The following is a 17,569-nucleotide window of genomic DNA, read 5'->3' on the forward strand; positions in this document are numbered from 1 at the left end:
AAAGGGGCGTCAGCTTCTGTTGAAGCCCTTCTCATAAGCGGCGATAACGGTATCGGACCAATTATTCCACTCTGCATCGATGGTGCACTTCTCCGGACGCGCCTCAAACCATTCGACCGAGCGGCGGATGCCTTCGGCAAACGACAGCTTGGCGTTAAACTCCGGCACAAGGCGCTTGATTTTGCTGTTGTCGAAGACGCTGCTGACAGCTTTGTCGCCCAGCAGGCCGCCGATCAGGTCGGGGGAGTAGGTGCACAGAAAATCGGACGAGATATGGACGGCAGACAGCTCCGCTCCGGCAGCCGCGGCGATGGATGCATACAGCTGATTCCAGCTGATGACCTCATCCGATGTAATATGGAAGGCTTCGCCAATGGCTTCGGGATGCCCCAGCAGTCCCAGGAAGCCTACGGCGAAGTCCGTGTTATGCGTCATGGTCCAGAGCGAGGTTCCGTCTCCGTGAATGATGATTTTTTTGCCTTGCCGCATACGGTCCACCAGGGACCATGGATGCTGCCAGCTGCTTATAGAAGCGGGAATCATCGTATTGCCATACGTAAAGGAAGGCCTGACAATCGTATAAGGGAAGCCGCTTTCCTCATGTTCCGCAGCCAGCAATTCCTCGCAGGCGATTTTATCCCGGGAATACTGCCAATACGGGTTGGAGAGCGGAGTTTCTTCCGTGATGATATAGTGCTCGGGCGGCTTCTGGTAAGCGGATGCCGAGCTGATATAGACATACTGGGCGGTTCTCCCCTTGAAAAGCTTGATGCTGGTCTGAACCTGGTCCGGGGTGTAGGAAATCCAGTCGACAACGCTGTCGAACTGATGCTCCGCAAGCAGCGATGCCGCCGCATCCGGATCGCGGATGTCGCCCTGGATGACCTTAGCTCCTTCGGGCACCAGCTCATCGCGCTTGCCGCGGTTGAACAAATACAGGTCATGACCCCGTTCAATAGCCAGTCTGGAGACCGCCTCGCTGATAATGCCCGTTCCACCGATAAACAATACCTTCATCTTCACATTCTCCTCTCTGTTATCCAGAAGGTATTCCCCGTTTCTGCTCCCAAACCCTTCTTTTCCGATCAACTTTTGCTTCCGTTTTCATTCATCGGCCGAGAGCTCGTCCAGCGTCTTGCTGAAGCTTGGCGCCATATGGGTCAGGAACCAGTCGATCTCCGGCATTCTCAGGAGGGCCAGAGACTGCTCGATCTGGCCCTTGGCAACGGCAAACTCCCGGTTGCCGGAGGACAGCTCGGACAAACATTTGATATAGGCGTCGAGCAAATCGGCCGCCTTGAGAATCTTCAGCAGCTCGCGCTCCTGCCCGGCGCCCGGCTGGGGCAAGCCGTCAGTGCTGTCGGGCTCTGCGCCTGCTTCTCCGGCGTCTGCCGCCATCGAAGTCACATGCGCCGCTTTGCCACTGACGAGCGGCGCATAGGCCGGCTGCAGCGCCTGGGGAACCATGCCGAGCAGCCTCTCGGCAGCCATGGCCTCAAGCTCGCGGAAATTCGCGAGCATCCTCGGGTTGTGATGCTTGACCGGCGTAGGGATATCGCCGGTGAACACTTCAGTGGCGTCGTGGAAAAGCGCCATCGACGCCGCTCTGTCCGCATTCAGCTTGCGCCCGAATATGCGGTTGCCGATCTCGCACAGCATGTGGGCGAGCAGGGCGACATGGTACGAATGCTCGGCTACATTTTCACGCGTCGTATTGCGCATGAGGCTCCAGCGCTCGATATATTGCAGACGGTACATATAGGCGATGAAATGACTGTCCATAGCTTGGTTACACTCCTTGAGAAACGATATGCTGCCATAGGTTGTATATGTTATTATATAGCTAAAAAACATACGCGACCAGTGAGAGGAGACAGCACTCATTTATGCATCAGTTCGAAGAAAGCGTCTATAAACTTGTTGTGGAAACCTCAACCAATCTTCCCGGAGATGTGCGCAAGGTCATTCAGGCGGCCCAGGAGGCCGAGGACCGCGCTACACGGGCCGGCTTATCCCTTTCCACCATCGCAACCAATATCGAGATGGCCGAAGCCAATGTTTCGCCTATCTGCCAGGATACCGGCATGCCGACCTTTATCGTTCATACGCCTGTCGGAGCCAATCAAATCATCATGAAGCAGCAGATCAAAAACGCTATTGCCCGCGCCACCAAGGACGGCAAGCTGCGGACGAATTCCGTCGATTCCCTGACCGGCGCGAATACGGGAGATAATCTCGGTCCGGGTACGCCCGTTATCCATTTCGAGCAGTGGGAGAAGGACGATATCGATGTCCGTCTGATTCTCAAGGGCGGCGGCTGCGAAAACAAAAACATTCAATACAGTCTGCCCGCTGAGCTCGAAGGACTGGGCAAGGCGGGACGCGATCTGGACGGCATCCGCAAATGCGTCATGCATGCGGTGTATCAGGCACAGGGCCAAGGCTGCAGCGCCGGTTTCATCGGCGTCGGGATCGGCGGCGACCGCACAACGGGCTACGAGCTGGCCAAGCAGCAGCTGTTCCGCCACGTTGACGATATGAACCCCGATCCGGAGCTCCGCAAGCTGGAGCATTATGTGATGGAGAATGCCAACAAGCTGGGGATCGGCACAATGGGCTTCGGCGGCCAAGTAACATTGCTCGGCTGCAAAGCGGGCGTCATGAACCGGCTTCCAGCCAGCTTCTTTGTCTCCGTGGCCTACAACTGCTGGGCGTACCGACGCCAGGGCGTGCTGCTGAGCGCAGATTCCGGCGAAATCAAGGAATGGATCTATCCAAGCGGTTCGGATACCCCGATGGTATCGCAGGCGGCAGATGCCGCTGCCGAGGCGGTAACGGGGCAGGAGGAGCGCCGCGAGGTCGTCCTGAATACGCCTTTTACGGAAGAACAGATGCGCAGTCTGAAGGTCGGCGACATCGTCATCATCAATGGCGAAATGCACACAGGCCGTGATGCGATGCATAAATATCTGATGGATCACGACGCGCCGATTGATTTGAACGGTGCGGTTATTTATCACTGCGGTCCGGTTATGCTAAAGGATGAGGAAGGCTGGCATGTGAAAGCTGCCGGACCGACAACGAGCATCCGCGAGGAGCCGTATCAAGGTGAAATTATCAAGAAATTCGGCATCCGCGCGGTCATCGGCAAGGGCGGAATGGGTCCCAGGACGCTCGCCGCTTTGCAGGAGCATGGAGCAGTTTACTTGAATGCCATCGGCGGAGCGGCTCAATATTACGCGGAATGCTTCAAGCAGGTGAACGGCGTTGATCATATGGAATTCGGCATACCGGAAGCGATGTGGCATTTGAAAACAGAGGGCTTCGCCGCAATCGTCACGATGGATGCGCACGGCAACAGCCTGCACGCGGATGTCGAACAGGATTCCTTTGCCAAGCTGGCACAGTTTAAAGAACCGGTTTTTGTATAAAATATAAGCAATCATAATTCTCATGTTTAAACCGGATATTTACCTGATCCCTGGATGCAGATCCGAGGGATTTCTTTTTCCCCAAGCACAGGGCTTTGTGTTATTTACAAAAGCTTAACAATAGAACACTTGGCATGGGAGCTTCCGTACAGGTACGATGAAGCTTGGAAGAAAAGCTTGGGGGTATAACGGGATGAATAGCTTTCGCACAAGGCTGACCATAATAATGATTACACTGATCGGCCTTTCGGTATTGGCTGCCGGTCTCTTTATGGGCAAAACCTTTAAGAATAACCATCTGGATGCGCTGCAGGATAATATGGTGCGAGAGATGAGAATTATTTTGGATCAAATGGAGTGGCGCGACGGGACGCCGGAGGAGCTGTATGACTACTATACGCAGGAAGCCCAGCGGCTGAAGAAGATCACGGATTCGCGGGTTACCTTCATCAACGGCAGCGGCGTGGTGCTGGGCGATTCCGATCATGATCCCGAGACCATGGACAACCATCTGCAGCGGGCCGAAGTACAGGAAGCGGAGAAGTCCGGCGTCGGCAGATCGATACGCCGCAGCGATACGATTGATCAAAATCTGCTGTACGTGGCCATGCTTGTCGATCCGAAACGGCCGGATGCGGGTATAATCCGTCTGTCGCTCAGCCTCAAGGAGGTCGATGAGAGCATCACGCGGATCTGGACCACACTGCTCGTTGGTCTGCTTATTCTGTTCGTAGTGGCGGTATTTATCAGCTTCCGTGTGGCCAGAGGGCTTACAAGGCCGCTGGAGCAGATTACCCGCGTCTCCAAGCGGATCAAAAACCTGGATTACCGGGCAAGAGTATCCGTGAAGGGCAATGACGAAATCGGGGAGCTTGGAATGGCTATCAATGCCATGGCTGATGGCCTGCAGGTACAGATGGAACGTATTCATCAGAACGAAAGCCAACTGGCAAGCGTGCTTGACAATATGATTGACGGCGTTATGATGATCGACCGGGATGGGAGCATTGTGCTGATGAACCGCTGCGCCGAGGAGATGCTGGGCATCTCCTCGAAGGAGCTGGTCGGGCGGCATTATCTGGAGGCGAAGCAGCAGTATGAGCTGCTGCAAATTATCCAGGACGGACTTGAACGCAAAGAGCATCTGCGCGAGGAAATTACATTTTATTTTCCCGAAGAGCGTTTGCTTGATCTCAATCTCGTTCCGATCTTTCAGGATGAAGAGTTCGGCGGCGTGCTGCTGGTGCTTCAGGATGTGTCGGCCATCCGGCGGCTGGAGCGGATGCGCAGCGAGTTTGTCGCCAATGTTTCGCATGAGCTGAAGACGCCGATTACGGCGGTGAAAGGGTTCGCCGAGACGCTTCTTGGCGGAGCGGTGGACGATCCGGAGACGGCTCGCTCCTTTCTGCAAATTATTTTTGACGAGAGCGACCGCCTGAACCGTTTGATCGGCGATATTCTGGAGCTCTCGAAGATTGAGTCGCGCCGTATTCCGCTGCAGTTCTCGCCTGTGGAGCTCTCGTCCTTTATCGACAAATCCATCAAGCTGATGTCCGCTGAGGCCGCCCGCAAGCATATTGTCGTTTCTCTGAAAGCGGAGCCTGGAATCTACGCGGAGGCTGACGAGGACAGGCTGCGACAAATCATCATGAATTTGCTGGCCAATGGAATCAGTTATACGCCGGAAGGCGGGCATGTGACGATTGTCGTCAGACCGGTAGCGGGTACCAGATATGTATCCGACGGGGAAGACTACGATCATATCCGCATTTCTATTTCGGATTCGGGCATCGGTATTCCCAAGAAGGATCTGCCGCGCATCTTCGAGCGCTTCTACCGTGTGGATAAGGCAAGATCACGCGGGTCGGGCGGAACAGGTCTTGGCTTGTCGATCGTCAAGCATCTGGTGGAGCTGCATAAAGGCTCCATAACCGTAGAAAGTACCGTTGGTGTCGGCTCGACCTTCACGATCGTCCTGCCGGTGCTGCAGTGACCTCCAGTTAACAAGGCTGGACGATTCTTCTCCATGAATGATATGATTAAGATATATAAGAAAGTGGAATCGCGCGTGGAGTCATGCGCGGAGGCTGGGGGTCTACATGTCGCAAAGAGTGCTGGTCATTGAAGACGAACCGACACTGGCGAGATTGCTCTCCTACAATTTAACGCAGGAAGGGTATGACACGACAGTTATCGATCATGGTGCAGAGGGTTTGCAAGTCGCGCTGCAGCGTTCGTTTGAACTGATTATTCTGGATATTATGTTACCGGGGATGAATGGATTTGAGATCTTAACGAGGCTGCGTCAAAGCGGCAACCGGACACCTGTTATTGTGCTGACGGCACGCAACGCCGAGGAAGAGGTTGTTCAGGGGCTCAAGCATGGCGCTGATGATTATATGACCAAGCCGTTTGGCGTTGCGGAGCTTCTGGCGCGGGTCTCGGCCGTGCTTCGCCGGACCAGTCAGGAAGAAGGCAAGCCAAGCGAGACGACAGGCAAGGTCATTACGGCGGGCGATTTGTCCATCTATCCGGAGCGGTACGAGGTTGTGCTGGGCGGGGATTCCATCCCGCTGCGTCCGAAGGAGTTCGAAGTGCTGCTGTATCTGGTGCAGCGGCCGGGTATGGTCATCACGCGCGATGATCTGATGAACGTCGTGTGGGGCTTTGATTATATCGGCGGCCAGCGCACGGTGGATGTGCATGTCAGCTCCCTGCGCAAGAAGCTGGAGCTTGGGCAGCAGTCGGTTCAGATTGAATCCATCCGCGGCGTCGGCTACAAGCTTGTAATGCCAAAAAAGCTCGGATCATCGAAATAATCGGTGATCCGGGCTTTTTTCTGCCTTATAGCCTTATAGTGAATAATGTCCCTTGGAAGAAATCAACTTTGCCGCCAGAGCATGGCGAATGGCACTTCTTCTCTTCTTGGCGTTTATCCCCGGTTCCAGGCGAGCATCCGCTTCTGAAACTGCTTGGGCGAGCAGTCGTTGTATTTCTTGAACATTTTATAGAAATGGGCCATATTGGGCATCCCAATATGGTCGCCTACCTCGGAAATGCTCAGATCCTTGGTCAGCAGTATCCGCTCGGCCCATTTGATCTTGCGGTAATTGACATACTCGGTAAAGGACAGGCCAATGGCCTTCTTAAAGAACTTCACGAAATAGTAGTAGCTCATATTGGCCATCTTGCTGACTTCTTCCACCTGGATGCGGTCCGTGAGGTGATCCTCAACAAAATCCAGCACGTTGCGAAGGCGCGCCCGGTCAAAATCCTCGCGTTCGGCGAGCATTTTTTTCGTGTCGCTGCGGATGAGCAGCAGCAGCAGTTTTTTGATAATCATGCTGACGGCCAGTTCGTAGCCGGTCTGCTTGAACGTCACTTCCTTAAGGATCGCCCGGATGCAGTCCGCCGCCTCCCTGTTGGCCTGCTCGTTCTCCTGGAAAATGTAATTCGCCCGGCTGAGCGGATTCTTCGTCTCGGAGAAAAAACGCATATAGGGCATTGTGCTGTGATCAAAAAATTGCTCAATGTCGAATTGGAGCACATTATAATTCAGCGGGACTCCCAGGCTGCGGTCGCGGTGCAGCTGGCTGGAGCCGATAATGGCCACATCGCCCGCTTCGAGGCGTACCAATTCATCATCTATATAAACATCCAGAACACCCTCGTTGACAAGAAGCAGTTCAATCTCCCGATGATAATGCCAGTTTATGGTGAAATCATGATTTCGCTGGGACTGATACACCCGAATCGACAAAAGAGGGTTTTCATAGTCTACTTTTTCGTTATAAACTTCCACGCTACCATCCCTTCGACGACAAAATCACATAAAAGCAGCGCCATTCCGAAGCTGGTTTTTTGTAGTCGGAATCGTCTATACTTATTCTAGTGTTTGTTGTGTCATGAAACAAGCAGCATGCAATAAAAAATATATGAAGTTCACATTATGGAGGTAGAATCAATGTCGAAGTTACGTATTGGCATCATCGGCTGCGGAGGTATCGCAAACGGTAAGCATTTGCCAAGTCTTGCAAAGGTACAGGATGCAGAAATTGTCGCATTCTGCGATATCGTAGTTGATCGTGCAGAAAACGCCAAAGAGAAATACGGCAGCTCTGAGTCAAAAGTATACAGCAACTATCATGAATTGCTCAGCGATTCCTCGATCGATGCCGTTCATGTGTGTACGCCGAATGATTCCCATGCGGAAATTTCGATCGCCGCTATGGAAGCCGGCAAGCACGTATTGTGCGAGAAGCCAATGGCGAAGAAAGCTTCAGACGCCCGTCTCATGCTGGAAACCTCGCAGCGTACAGGCAAGAAGCTGAGCATTGGCTACAACAACCGTTTCCGTACCGACAGCCGCTACCTGAAACAGCTGTGTGCGGATGGCGAGCTTGGCGAAATTTATTATGCGCGTGCGCATGCCATTCGTCGTCGCGCCGTTCCAACATGGGGCGTGTTCCTCGACGAAGAGAAGCAAGGCGGCGGTCCGCTGATCGATATCGGTACGCATGCTCTTGATCTGGTGCTGTGGATGATGGACAACTACAAGCCTAAGGCTGTTCTTGGCCGTACTTATCACAAGCTGTCCCAAACCGAGAATGCGGCTAACGCTTGGGGCCCTTGGGATCCTGCAAAATTCACCGTTGAAGATTCGGCATTTGCCATGATCACAATGGAGAACGGCGCATCAATCGTGATCGAAGCCAGCTGGGCGCTTAACACGCTTGATATCGATGAAGCGAAAGTTTCGCTTTCCGGTACCAAAGCAGGTGCGGACATGAAGAACGGTCTGCGCATCAACGGCGAGAAAAACAGCCGTCTGTATGTCAACGATATCGAACTGAACAGCGGCGGCGTCGCTTTCTACGATGGCGCAAGCGAAGAGCCTTCCGTGCTGGAAATGCACACATGGGTAGATGCTATCCTGAACGATAAAGATGTACTGGTTAAACCGGAACAGGCATTGGTCGTTTCCGAAGTTCTTGAAGCCATCTACGAGTCGGCACGCACCGGCAAAGCCGTTTATTTCGACTAAGTTTATTGCAGCAGCATGCCAGGAATCACAGGTTAGGCAAGCATGGCTGTGAACCAGCCGGATTTTCCGGATTTGTGAAGTAAATCAAAAAGAGCTGAACCGTTATTTCTTAACGGCTCAGCTCTTTTTTCATATGCTGCACATTGCTTGAAGGAGCTTCTTCCTGGACTGATTTGATCAGTGATAAAGGGCTGCATTCCTCGTTATGGGCAAAGTCAGCGTTTCTTGCGCTTGGCAATTTCCCCGCTTACGACAAAACCAAGCTCTTCATTATCAAACACCATTAAAATATGAAGCAGGGCATCATCATCGACCACAGGGGCCTCTTCCTTCGGGAGGGACAAGGAGACGGCCTGGTTCAAAGCCTCGTTAGCCGCTTGACTCGGATAGGCGCGTATGTATAATTCCACAGGATCAAGATCATGATTGATGCACCATTGGGCGAAGGCGTCCACCATCATCTGTTCATCCCGCTGATAGTTCGCTGCAACCCATTCTTCTATTTCTTTGCTGTTCATGAGCACACTCTCCTAGTGAAACAGATGATCCCATTATAACGAAAGCAGCGGCCAATCCACAATTGCTTTTGACCTTCCATAGAAACAGGACTCTATCCGCTGCCATGAGCTGGTAAAGAGTCCTGTATGGCTGCTATGCGAAAATCACTGATCTGGTTGTTTCGGCTTTCTCCCGAACAGCCAGAAGATAAATACGATCGCGAAGGCTACAACAAGAAAAGGGGCGACGAATATCAAAAAATCCTCCATATGATTCCCTCCTAAAGTTTTACGGAGTAAAAACTGCATCGACAGCATAGGCTAAGTTTCACACTTTTTTTATTTTCCCCGTTTGCCCTGAACGTACTTGGCATCGAACAGGAACAGCCGCATGAGCAGGTAGAGGGATGGAATCAGCAGCAGCAGACCAAGAATAAATACGGCTATCAGAGCAAGGGCCATGGGCTCGCTTGTGAAATTATCATAGATGGTTAAGTAAGGATACAATATATAAGGTAAATGCGCTGCTCCGTAGCCGAAGAATGCGAACCCAAACTGCAGCATGACGAAGATAAAGGAAAGTCCCAATCTTTTGCGTGTATATAACAGGTAGACGGCGATCAGAAAACAGGCGAAAGACAGGACAAACATCCAGGCATAGGACTGCATCTGCCGGAAATGCTCTGGGTTGTGATTACGGATTGCGAAGAATACAAGCAGGCTGCTTAATATGGTCGGTCCGCTCCAGGCGAGCGCATACTTGCGCACCACTTCAAAAGCATTGCGGTCATTCGCACGATTGGCATAGTAGCTGAGGAACATCGCCGAGATGTACAGCACGCTTACCAGAGCCAGCAGAACGACAGTCCAGGAGTAGCTGCTGGTGAGCAGCCTGCTGAACAGGAAGCTGACCTTGCCATTGGCATCGACTGCGATGTAGCCGCCCTCGGAAATGGTCATGACGGTAGATAATGCCGCCGGTATAAGCAGGCCGCTTGCTCCGTAAAGCATGACATAGAAGCGGTTATTCTTCTTGGAGCCGTAAGCGCTGAAGGCATAGTAAGCGCCGCGGACAGCCAGCAGAACAATCGCAACGCTCCCGGGAACCAGCAAGGCGGTTCCGTAATAATAAGCGGTGTCCGGGAAGAAGCCGACGATGCCGACGAAGAAGAAGACGAGAAAGACGTTGGTTACTTCCCACACCGGCGACAAGTACCGTTCAATGATATTTTGGATCAGATGGCGTTTACCCGTAATCGTGCTGTAATAGCTGAAGAATCCGGCGCCGAAGTCGATGGAGGCCACAATGAGATAGCCGAACAGAAAGACCCAGAGTACGGATATGCCAAGCACTTCATAGCTCATTGTCCATCCCCCTCCTCAATCCCTCTGGCTTTCATTTCATCTTCCACATGATTGCTTTTGAACATCTTGATCAGCACGCGCACGGAGGTGAAGCCGAGCACGGCGTACAAGGCGGTGAACACGATCAGCATCGTATCCACATGATCCGAGGTTGTGGCGCCTTCGGAGGTCTTCATGATGCCATGCAGGATCCATGGCTGGCGTCCGACCTCTGCGAATATCCAGCCATGCTCGATCGTCAGCATCGAGACCGGGGCGGCAAGCACGATGGCGCGCAGCAGCCATTTGTTCGTGTAAGCAAGATGGCGTTTGCGCCACAGCACCAGCATGAATACAACCGAGATCAGAACCATCAAGGCGACAAAGCCCATTTTGATATCAAACAGATAATGGATCCACAGCGGCGGCTCCTCATCATCGGGAATATCGTTAAGTCCCGTAACTTCCGCGTTAGGCAGTCCATGAGCCAATATACTGAGGGCATAGGGGATTTTCAGCCCGTATTTAATGTTATTATTTGCATCCAGGATACCGCCTAGCACAAGGGGGGCCTGCGAAGAGGTTTCAAAATGCCATTCCATGGCGGCCAGCTTCTCCGGCTGGTAGTTCGCCAGGTATTTACCGGATAAATCGCCAATGACTGCGCTGCCGATAAGGAAAACAAAGGCGGATACCATCGTCATCTTCAGCGCTTTTTTGTGATAGACGTGGTTGCGGCCCTTCAGCAGCGAAAAAGCGGCAATGGCGGCAAGGGCGAAGGCGTATGTCGTGTAAGCAGTGATCAGGACATGCGAGACTTTGGTCGGCATAGCCGGGCTCAACATTGCCCCGAACGGCGAAATATCGGTAATCGCGCCATCTACGACCGTTACGCCGGCTGGCGCATTCATGAACGCATTGACGACCGTAATGAAGAACGCCGATGCGGATGATCCGATCACAACAGGCACGAGCAGCCAGAAGTGAACCATTTTATTCTTGAAGCGGTCCCAGGTGTACAGGTAGATTCCAAGAAAAATCGCTTCGAAGAAGAAAGCGAAGGTCTCCATAAACAGCGGCAGTGCGATGGATTGGCCGGCCACGCGCATGAAGCTGGGCCAAAGCAGGCTGAGCTGCAGTCCGATAGCTGTTCCCGTCACAACGCCGACTGCCACGGTGATGACGAATCCGCGTGCCCAACGTCTGGCCAGGAGCAGGTAGTGAGCGTCATTGCGTCTGATACCGATCCACTCCGCGAGTGCGATCATAAGCGGCACCCCGACGCCGATCGTCGCATAAATAATGTGAAAAGCGAGGGTGAATGATGTTAGTATTCGGCTGTACATGACCGGATCGTATCCGCTAAGCAGCATGGTTGAATCCCTCCTGTTGATAATGAAATAAAATGAATAATATTGCAGCCCTATATTCAATTTCGGTTTAAAATATCCGCCGGGATAAAGCGAGCAGCATAATGAACGCCACAGCGATGCATAGTATGATTAAGCGTTTCTCCTGCTTTGCTATTCGTTCGCCCGGTTTATTCTGATCCTTGTCAACCATGGGTATCCCTTCTTCCTTAGTGATCCAATTGACTTATATTTATAGTATAAGCTGATTTGTGATTATTTTCACAATGAATTGTGACCAGCGGTTGACTAATTGTTGTCAAAGTGTTGAATGAAGGTTGTGTGTGGTGTCATAAGCGTCTGCTTCCGCCTAGCGGTTGTAGGGAAAGAACTCGCTAAGAGTTACCGTGTCAGTCCGGATTCGACCGTCGAAAATCGACTGCATAAACCATGAACCAAATATTATAGAGATTGAGGGTCATCCTAGTCATGAAGACAGTAACGGGTTCGATACAGTCTTTCGGAATAAAAGTTTATAATTTCAACTGACTTGTTTAGGAGATCCGGCAAATCTCACGTTATGCTGGCTATACGCTGAAAAACGGTTGACATCATACGGAAAATATATTATCTTAAATTAAAGATATTTAAATTAAAGATTAAAGGAGGCGGATATCGGGGCCAACACAATTGGATATAGAACTCGAAACATCACTTAAGCTATTCGTGCATCCAGGTATGACACGAATGAAGACTTTAATCTTAGATGAAAAGCACGAAACTATTGATACGCTGAAGAGATTGGGTAAATGGGCCCAAAGCGGGCAGCAGAGTCAATTTTCGCCATATATCTTAAAAATAAGATAATGAACATAAAAATAAATGATTTTAATCCGCAACCAATAATTCGAATCATATAGGAGTGATTAATGATGTCGTTACAAACAACAGGAATTCACCATATTACGGCTTTTGCAAGAAATCCACAGGAGAACGTCGATTTTTACGCAGGCATTCTTGGTCTTCGGCTTGTGAAGAAAACCATTAACTTCGACGCGCCGGAGGTGTATCATTTATACTTCGGCAACAAGGCCGGCAGCCCTGGCACAATCATCACCTTCTTCCCGTGGCCCACTTCCCGGAAGGGACGGGTTGGCGGCGGACAAGTAGGGATTACCACTTTTGTTGTTCCGGTAGGCGCACTCAGCTTCTGGGAAGATCGGCTTGAGCGCTTTGGCATCTCGGTGACGAAGGCTTCCAGATTCTCCGAGCAGTATCTTCAGTTCGCGGATAAGGAAGGACTTCGGCTGGAAATCGTGGAACGGGCGGAAGGAGCGAATAGCGAATGGTCATTCGGCGGGGTTCCCACCGATAAAGCGATCAAAGGATTTGGCGGAGCCGTCCTCTTTAGTATCGACCCGGCAAAAACAATGGACGCCCTGGAGCATATTCTTGGCATGAAGAAAGTCGGTGAGGATCAAGGTTATGCGCGTTTTCAAACATCAGCTGATATTGGAAACCTCATCGACGTGGCGGTAACCAATATGGAGTCGGGAGCCGGCGGCGCCGGTACAGTACACCATATTGCTTGGCGGGCCAAGGATTTTGACGAGCATGTACAATGGCAAAACCATGTGCTTCAATCCGGTTACCAACCGACTGAAATTAAAGACCGTCAGTATTTCAATGCGATTTATTTCCGGGAAGCCGGAGGGATCCTGTTCGAGATCGCTACGGATCCACCGGGATTTTCCAGAGATGAGGATGCAGAATTTCTGGGAGAGAAATTGATGCTGCCATCCTGGTTCGAACCCCGCCGCGCGCAGCTCGAAGCGAAGCTGCATCCGATCCAAGTCCGTGAACTGGAGGAGGGCAGGCAATGAAGGGAATGAGAGGAGAATCTTATTTTCCGAAAAAAACAGCTTTACGTTTTTTCTGAACCAGGGCAGCATATCCGTATATTATGTTTATCGGGAGGAACGATATGATTTCTATAGATCCGGAAGTGCAAAGCGACAGGGATAATTATAAGCTCCTCATCGGCAGCGTCGTTCCGCGCCCGATTGCATTCGTTACCACGCTGTCGCAGCAAGGGATATTGAATGGCGCGCCATTCAGCTACTTTTCAATCGTTTCCAGCAGTCCTCCGCTTTTATCCTTATCGGTGCAGCGCAGGAATGGCGAGATGAAGGATACGGCACGAAACGCCATTACAACGGGCGAGCTTGTTGTTCACATCGTTGACGAGGCCAATGTCGAATATATTAATCAGACCGCAGCAACTTTGCCTCCTGACGAAAGTGAAGTGGTGCTTGCAGGGCTAACGCCGAGCGATAGTGAAGCGGTTAAGGTTCCGGGGATTGCAGAGTCAAAGTTTCGGATGGAATGTGTTCTTGAACATGCTATTGAACTTGGAGGGACGGAAGAAACACCGGGTTGTGACCTGCTGATCGCGCGCGTGGTCCGTTTTCGGATCTCGGAAGATATTCTGCAAGACGGGAGAATAGATGCGGCGAAGCTGGCGCCCGTCAGCCGTATGGCAGGAAATTTCTATGCGGCCTTGGGCAGAATATTTACCCTTGAGCGCCCGGGATAACTGGCACGAAACGCTTATGTGGGTCAAATGCCCGTTATTCAGTGTTACAAACTCGCTTCGGCAATATGCCAGGGTCGATGCAACAAGTCGTCGATACTACGGAAGGACTCTGGTTCGGAGGACAAGCTTGCTAATTAAGTTGTGAGTACCAAGACATCCGCTCAGCTGGCGCAGAAATGGCCATATCTTCTGACCGGCTGATAGCGGATGTTTAAATTCAAAGGGTTATTGGAGGAGAAACAATGATGGCACTTGATAGGAGAATGAAGAAGGTCGGATTGATAGTAGGCAGTTTAAGAGAAAACTCGTTCAACCGCATGATTGCTGCTGCTATACCCGAGTTGGATGACTCGATCGTCTACGAGTCGATATCCATAGCGGATCTCCCCTTGTACAACGAAGATACAGATCATGGAGACGGCCCTGAGCCCGTCCAACGCTTCCGCGAAGCGATTAAGCGGGTCGACGGTATCATTATTGTTAGCCCTGAGTACAATTCGGGTATTCCCGGTGTCTTGAAAAACGCTCTGGACTGGGCTTCGACTCCGACCAAAACCGCCGCTCTGCGCAGAAAGCCGGTCGGGCTGGTAGGCGCAACTCCAGGGGTCAAAGGTACGATCCTGTCGCAGCAGCAGATCAGACAGACGCTGGAGGCGACTCAAGCATTTGTGCTTCCTTTTCAAAAGATGTACATTTCGCAAGTAATGGATAAGGTGGATCTGGAACGGCGCCTATTGACCGACGAAGCTACCCGCAAGTATCTGAAGCGCTACGTACAGCAATTCATCCTTTGGATCGATCAAGTTCCTTCTTTGGATTAAGGGAGAAGGACAAGTGGACGATGCAATGCGATATTATTCCGGCGAGTAACCGATCGGGCAACAGGGTAAATTACCAGAGATGAGCAGATACTGCTCAACAAATCAAACGCAGGAGGACCTTCAACTATGAACCTTCGTAAAGCCGCACTAGCCGTAATACTCTCCAGTCTTGTACTCACATCCGGGTTAGCCGCTCATGCTGACGCCCAAGAAGCGTCAGAGACGATGCGGCAAGCGAGCGCGGAAGATGCGGTAAGGGCGCTGAGGACGCTAAACAGCTTCTATAAGCCGGCGCTGAATGGCCGGTTCCCCGGCTCGGTGAACGGGCTGAAAATAGGAGTAAGCACCCGTCGGACCGTCATTGGCAAGATCGGCCAGCCGGACAAGCCGAGAACGAACGCGGATGCGTTCGACATGTATCATGCGGAGATGGGGCACCCTGGTTACGCCATCGCCTACAAGCTGAACAGGATTCGCGAAATGCGCTACTTCGGGACCAATATTGAACGGCAGACGAATATTGGAGGCATAACGAAGCGATTGCTTTTCAGGCAGTGGGGCGCGCCTTCCAACTCGGTCATCATCCGGAACGGATCCTTGGTGCAGCAGAAAATCACCTATTACCGAGGCAAATACAAACTCGCGTTTATTTTCAACACCAGTACGAATCTCGATCATATCAACCTGCTCAAGCGCTGAACGGGGATCTGACGTCACACCATACAGACTCGTCGTTTGAAAAGACGAGTCTGTACCTGAAAAAACGGGCAAAAAAGGCTGTATTAACCGGTTTGAATGCTGCAGCGTTGTCAACGAACAGAGGACAACTAATCACCGGACACATTGCTGATAAGTCTGAAGCAAAAAACCACTGTCAAGGGACAAAGAACATCAAAGAACATATATCTTAACGGAGCCGCGTAAATCGCGGCTTTTTGTTTTAACGGCATATATTCTAGTCTGAAGCGCAGGACAAAAATATATATCGCTATCCAAAGCGCGCCTAATGATTTTTCCGGTACGCCTTCGGAGACATGCCGTAAGCTTTGGTAAACTGGCGGGTAAAATAGTTGCTGTCGTTGAATCCGCTATTATACGAGATTTCCGAAATGGGAAGATTGGTCTTCTTAAGCAATGTACAGGCGTGTTCTAGACGAAGCTGGTGAAGATAGGCGAAGGGCGTCGTTTGGTAATAGAATTGGAAAATCCGGTTCAAATGTCTGACCGAGATATTGGATTCGGCTGCGATTTGTTCGCGTGAGAGTTGTTCCAGATAGTGATCCTCTATAAAGGAAATGGCATTTGCCAAATGCATCAGGTTGCTCTGAATCCCTTGCCGCTCCTGGTTCTCGTACTGCCTCGACAAATAGACGACGAGTTCCATAAACCTGGCGCGCAGCATCGTCTGATAGCCCTGCAGCCTGTTCTCGAATTCCTCGATCATGACGGCAACGAGGGACGTAACATATTCCAGATTCGAAAGCGGCAGGCTCAGTTTGCTATTGAAATGCTGAATATTGCGGTAAAACGGTTCCAAAACGAAAAGTGCCTGATAACCATTGGATGTTCTCAGGTCAGGACCAGCCGACCTTAAAAACTCCGGACGGTACATAATGTTACAAATCCGAAAATCATGCGGATTCTTGTACGCATGGGAGGCCAGACCGTCAATGACAAAAACATCCCCTTTTTTGATAAAAGATTCTTCCGTATTTACGATATGCGTGGCGTTTCCGTGCAAAACAATGACGAGTTCAGAGAAATCGGCATAGATCAGTTCTTCAATGCGCTGCGCAATACGCTTGCGATGAGCTTCATGGGGCTGGTTGCGGGCTTTACGGTTCCGATTGTTTTCGCCGTTCTCTTGAATGAAGTGAGGCTCTCTTTTTTAAAGCGATTCGTACAAACCGTCTCGTATCTGCCGCACTTTGTTTCTTGGGTGGTCGTGGCAGGTATTGTTACGAAAATGCTTTCAACGGACAATGGCGTCGTCAATCAGATTCTGGTCGGCTTGCACTTCATCCATGAGCCCATCCAGTTCACGGCGAAGGAGAATCTGTTCTGGTACCTGGTCACCAGCGCGGACATGTGGAAAGAAACCGGCTGGAACGCGATCATCTACCTGGCGGCGATTGCCGGTATCGGTCCCGAGCTGTACGAAGCGGCACGGGTTGACGGAGCAAGCCGGGTACGGCAGATTTGGCATATCACGCTGCCGGGGATCCGTTCCACAATCATCATTTTGCTTATCATGTCCATCGGTCACCTATTTAGCATCGGATTCGAGAAGCAGTTCCTCCTTGGCAACAACCTTGTGAAGGAGAAGTCGGAAGTGCTCGATCTGTATGCCCTTAATTACGGCCTCGGCATGGGACGTTATTCGTTCGGTACGGCGATCAACATTTTCAACTCCGTCGTCAGCTTGATTCTGCTCTTTGTGGCCAACGGCATTTTCAAAAAGGTCACCAAAGAAAGCATAATGTAAGG

Annotated in this window: 16 protein-coding genes and 1 pseudogene; 9 read left to right on the forward strand and 8 right to left on the reverse strand. The window is 51.3% G+C overall.

All coding sequences use genetic code 11. From position 1 onward, the window contains the following. Window positions 1–9: 9 nt before the first annotated feature. Both AC0YOB_RS09465 and yfbR read right to left on the reverse strand, forming a co-directional pair. Window positions 10–1,017 carry an SDR family oxidoreductase gene (locus tag AC0YOB_RS09465; protein WP_475792628.1) on the reverse strand — a complete coding sequence of 336 codons (1,008 nt, stop codon included), beginning with the start codon at window positions 1,015–1,017 and terminating at the stop codon, window positions 10–12. A gap of 87 nt (window positions 1,018–1,104) precedes the next feature. Then, the gene (gene yfbR, locus AC0YOB_RS09470; protein WP_475792629.1) at window positions 1,105–1,782 is read right to left on the reverse strand and encodes a 5'-deoxynucleotidase; all 678 of its coding nucleotides are present in this window, start codon (window positions 1,780–1,782) and stop codon (window positions 1,105–1,107) included. Window positions 1,783–1,886: 104 nt separating this feature from the next. On the opposite strand from yfbR, the gene AC0YOB_RS09475 reads away from it, so the two are divergent. The 3 genes from AC0YOB_RS09475 to AC0YOB_RS09485 all read left to right on the forward strand — a co-directional run bounded on the left by AC0YOB_RS09475 (window position 1,887) and on the right by AC0YOB_RS09485 (window position 6,250). Beyond that, window positions 1,887–3,431: a fumarate hydratase gene (locus AC0YOB_RS09475; protein ID WP_475792630.1), complete on the forward strand. Its 1,545-nt coding sequence runs from the start codon at window positions 1,887–1,889 to the stop codon at window positions 3,429–3,431. A gap of 193 nt (window positions 3,432–3,624) precedes the next feature. Beyond that, a complete protein-coding gene (gene pnpS / locus AC0YOB_RS09480) occupies window positions 3,625–5,424 on the forward strand; it encodes a two-component system histidine kinase PnpS (protein WP_475792631.1) in 1,800 nt (599 codons plus the stop codon). Between the two features lie 106 nt (window positions 5,425–5,530). Continuing rightward, complete coding sequence (locus AC0YOB_RS09485) at window positions 5,531–6,250, forward strand: response regulator transcription factor (protein ID WP_210037282.1); 720 nt, start codon at window positions 5,531–5,533, stop codon at window positions 6,248–6,250. A 113-nt stretch (window positions 6,251–6,363) separates the two neighbouring features. Here the strand turns inward: AC0YOB_RS09485 and AC0YOB_RS09490 are convergent, their stop codons facing one another. Next, window positions 6,364–7,233, reverse strand: coding sequence for an AraC family transcriptional regulator (locus AC0YOB_RS09490; RefSeq protein WP_475792632.1), 870 nt, complete (start codon window positions 7,231–7,233; stop codon window positions 6,364–6,366). A 162-nt stretch (window positions 7,234–7,395) separates the two neighbouring features. On the opposite strand from AC0YOB_RS09490, the gene AC0YOB_RS09495 reads away from it, so the two are divergent. Further along, the gene (locus AC0YOB_RS09495; protein WP_475792633.1) at window positions 7,396–8,475 is read left to right on the forward strand and encodes a Gfo/Idh/MocA family protein; all 1,080 of its coding nucleotides are present in this window, start codon (window positions 7,396–7,398) and stop codon (window positions 8,473–8,475) included. A 215-nt stretch (window positions 8,476–8,690) separates the two neighbouring features. Here the strand turns inward: AC0YOB_RS09495 and AC0YOB_RS09500 are convergent, their stop codons facing one another. The 4 genes from AC0YOB_RS09500 to AC0YOB_RS09515 all read right to left on the reverse strand — a co-directional run bounded on the left by AC0YOB_RS09500 (window position 8,691) and on the right by AC0YOB_RS09515 (window position 11,689). Beyond that, window positions 8,691–8,993, reverse strand: a complete 303-nt coding sequence (locus tag AC0YOB_RS09500) for a hypothetical protein (RefSeq protein WP_475792634.1) — start codon at window positions 8,991–8,993, stop codon at window positions 8,691–8,693. A gap of 144 nt (window positions 8,994–9,137) precedes the next feature. Then, window positions 9,138–9,242, reverse strand: coding sequence for a cytochrome bd oxidase small subunit CydS family protein (gene cydS, locus AC0YOB_RS09505; RefSeq protein ID WP_475769225.1), 105 nt, complete (start codon window positions 9,240–9,242; stop codon window positions 9,138–9,140). A 69-nt stretch (window positions 9,243–9,311) separates the two neighbouring features. Next, window positions 9,312–10,337: a cytochrome d ubiquinol oxidase subunit II gene (locus AC0YOB_RS09510; protein ID WP_475792635.1), complete on the reverse strand. Its 1,026-nt coding sequence runs from the start codon at window positions 10,335–10,337 to the stop codon at window positions 9,312–9,314. After that, the gene (locus AC0YOB_RS09515) at window positions 10,334–11,689 is read right to left on the reverse strand and encodes a cytochrome ubiquinol oxidase subunit I (RefSeq protein WP_475792636.1); all 1,356 of its coding nucleotides are present in this window, start codon (window positions 11,687–11,689) and stop codon (window positions 10,334–10,336) included. Before AC0YOB_RS09515 ends, AC0YOB_RS09510 begins: the two co-directional genes overlap by 4 nt. Before the next feature lie 908 nt (window positions 11,690–12,597). Here AC0YOB_RS09515 and AC0YOB_RS09520 point away from each other — a divergent pair. The 4 genes from AC0YOB_RS09520 to AC0YOB_RS09535 all read left to right on the forward strand — a co-directional run bounded on the left by AC0YOB_RS09520 (window position 12,598) and on the right by AC0YOB_RS09535 (window position 15,781). After that, window positions 12,598–13,548: a ring-cleaving dioxygenase gene (locus tag AC0YOB_RS09520; protein ID WP_475792991.1), complete on the forward strand. Its 951-nt coding sequence runs from the start codon at window positions 12,598–12,600 to the stop codon at window positions 13,546–13,548. 101 nt (window positions 13,549–13,649) lie between these two features. Continuing rightward, window positions 13,650–14,261: a flavin reductase family protein gene (locus AC0YOB_RS09525; protein WP_475792637.1), complete on the forward strand. Its 612-nt coding sequence runs from the start codon at window positions 13,650–13,652 to the stop codon at window positions 14,259–14,261. Between the two features lie 242 nt (window positions 14,262–14,503). Continuing rightward, a complete protein-coding gene (locus tag AC0YOB_RS09530) occupies window positions 14,504–15,082 on the forward strand; it encodes an NADPH-dependent FMN reductase (RefSeq protein WP_475792638.1) in 579 nt (192 codons plus the stop codon). Between the two features lie 126 nt (window positions 15,083–15,208). Continuing rightward, entirely contained in the window at window positions 15,209–15,781 is a 573-nt protein-coding gene (locus AC0YOB_RS09535) for a YjgB family protein (protein WP_475792639.1), read from the forward strand. 304 nt (window positions 15,782–16,085) lie between these two features. On the opposite strand, the pseudogene AC0YOB_RS09540 reads toward AC0YOB_RS09535, so the two are convergent. Beyond that, window positions 16,086–16,853 (reverse strand): annotated as a pseudogene (locus tag AC0YOB_RS09540) (helix-turn-helix domain-containing protein); the annotation flags it as partial. Here AC0YOB_RS09540 and AC0YOB_RS09545 point away from each other — a divergent pair. Continuing rightward, on the forward strand, window positions 16,734–17,567 hold the full coding sequence (locus AC0YOB_RS09545) for an ABC transporter permease (RefSeq protein ID WP_475792640.1): 834 nt from the start codon (window positions 16,734–16,736) through the stop codon (window positions 17,565–17,567). The pseudogene AC0YOB_RS09540 and the gene AC0YOB_RS09545 sit on opposite strands and share 120 nt — an antisense overlap. Window positions 17,568–17,569 lie beyond the last annotated feature (2 nt).

It is taken from the genome of Paenibacillus sp. JT31N17 (assembly GCF_056269255.1).

Bases quoted from the DNA above. Each gene is read 5' to 3' on its own strand.
- AC0YOB_RS09465 (WP_475792628.1), bottom strand. From the start codon at position 1,017: ATGAAGGTATTGTTTATCGGTGGAACGGGCATTATCAGCGAGGCGGTC.
- yfbR (WP_475792629.1), bottom strand. From the start codon at position 1,782: ATGGACAGTCATTTCATCGCCTATATGTACCGTCTGCAATATATCGAG.
- AC0YOB_RS09475 (WP_475792630.1), top strand. From the start codon at position 1,887: ATGCATCAGTTCGAAGAAAGCGTCTATAAACTTGTTGTGGAAACCTCA.
- pnpS (WP_475792631.1), top strand. From the start codon at position 3,625: ATGAATAGCTTTCGCACAAGGCTGACCATAATAATGATTACACTGATC.
- AC0YOB_RS09485 (WP_210037282.1), top strand. From the start codon at position 5,531: ATGTCGCAAAGAGTGCTGGTCATTGAAGACGAACCGACACTGGCGAGA.
- AC0YOB_RS09495 (WP_475792633.1), top strand. From the start codon at position 7,396: ATGTCGAAGTTACGTATTGGCATCATCGGCTGCGGAGGTATCGCAAAC.
- AC0YOB_RS09500 (WP_475792634.1), bottom strand. From the start codon at position 8,993: ATGAACAGCAAAGAAATAGAAGAATGGGTTGCAGCGAACTATCAGCGG.
- cydS (WP_475769225.1), bottom strand. From the start codon at position 9,242: ATGGAGGATTTTTTGATATTCGTCGCCCCTTTTCTTGTTGTAGCCTTC.
- AC0YOB_RS09510 (WP_475792635.1), bottom strand. From the start codon at position 10,337: ATGAGCTATGAAGTGCTTGGCATATCCGTACTCTGGGTCTTTCTGTTC.
- AC0YOB_RS09515 (WP_475792636.1), bottom strand. From the start codon at position 11,689: ATGCTGCTTAGCGGATACGATCCGGTCATGTACAGCCGAATACTAACA.
- AC0YOB_RS09520 (WP_475792991.1), top strand. From the start codon at position 12,598: ATGTCGTTACAAACAACAGGAATTCACCATATTACGGCTTTTGCAAGA.
- AC0YOB_RS09525 (WP_475792637.1), top strand. From the start codon at position 13,650: ATGATTTCTATAGATCCGGAAGTGCAAAGCGACAGGGATAATTATAAG.
- AC0YOB_RS09530 (WP_475792638.1), top strand. From the start codon at position 14,504: ATGATGGCACTTGATAGGAGAATGAAGAAGGTCGGATTGATAGTAGGC.
- AC0YOB_RS09535 (WP_475792639.1), top strand. From the start codon at position 15,209: ATGAACCTTCGTAAAGCCGCACTAGCCGTAATACTCTCCAGTCTTGTA.
- AC0YOB_RS09545 (WP_475792640.1), top strand. From the start codon at position 16,734: ATGGGAGGCCAGACCGTCAATGACAAAAACATCCCCTTTTTTGATAAA.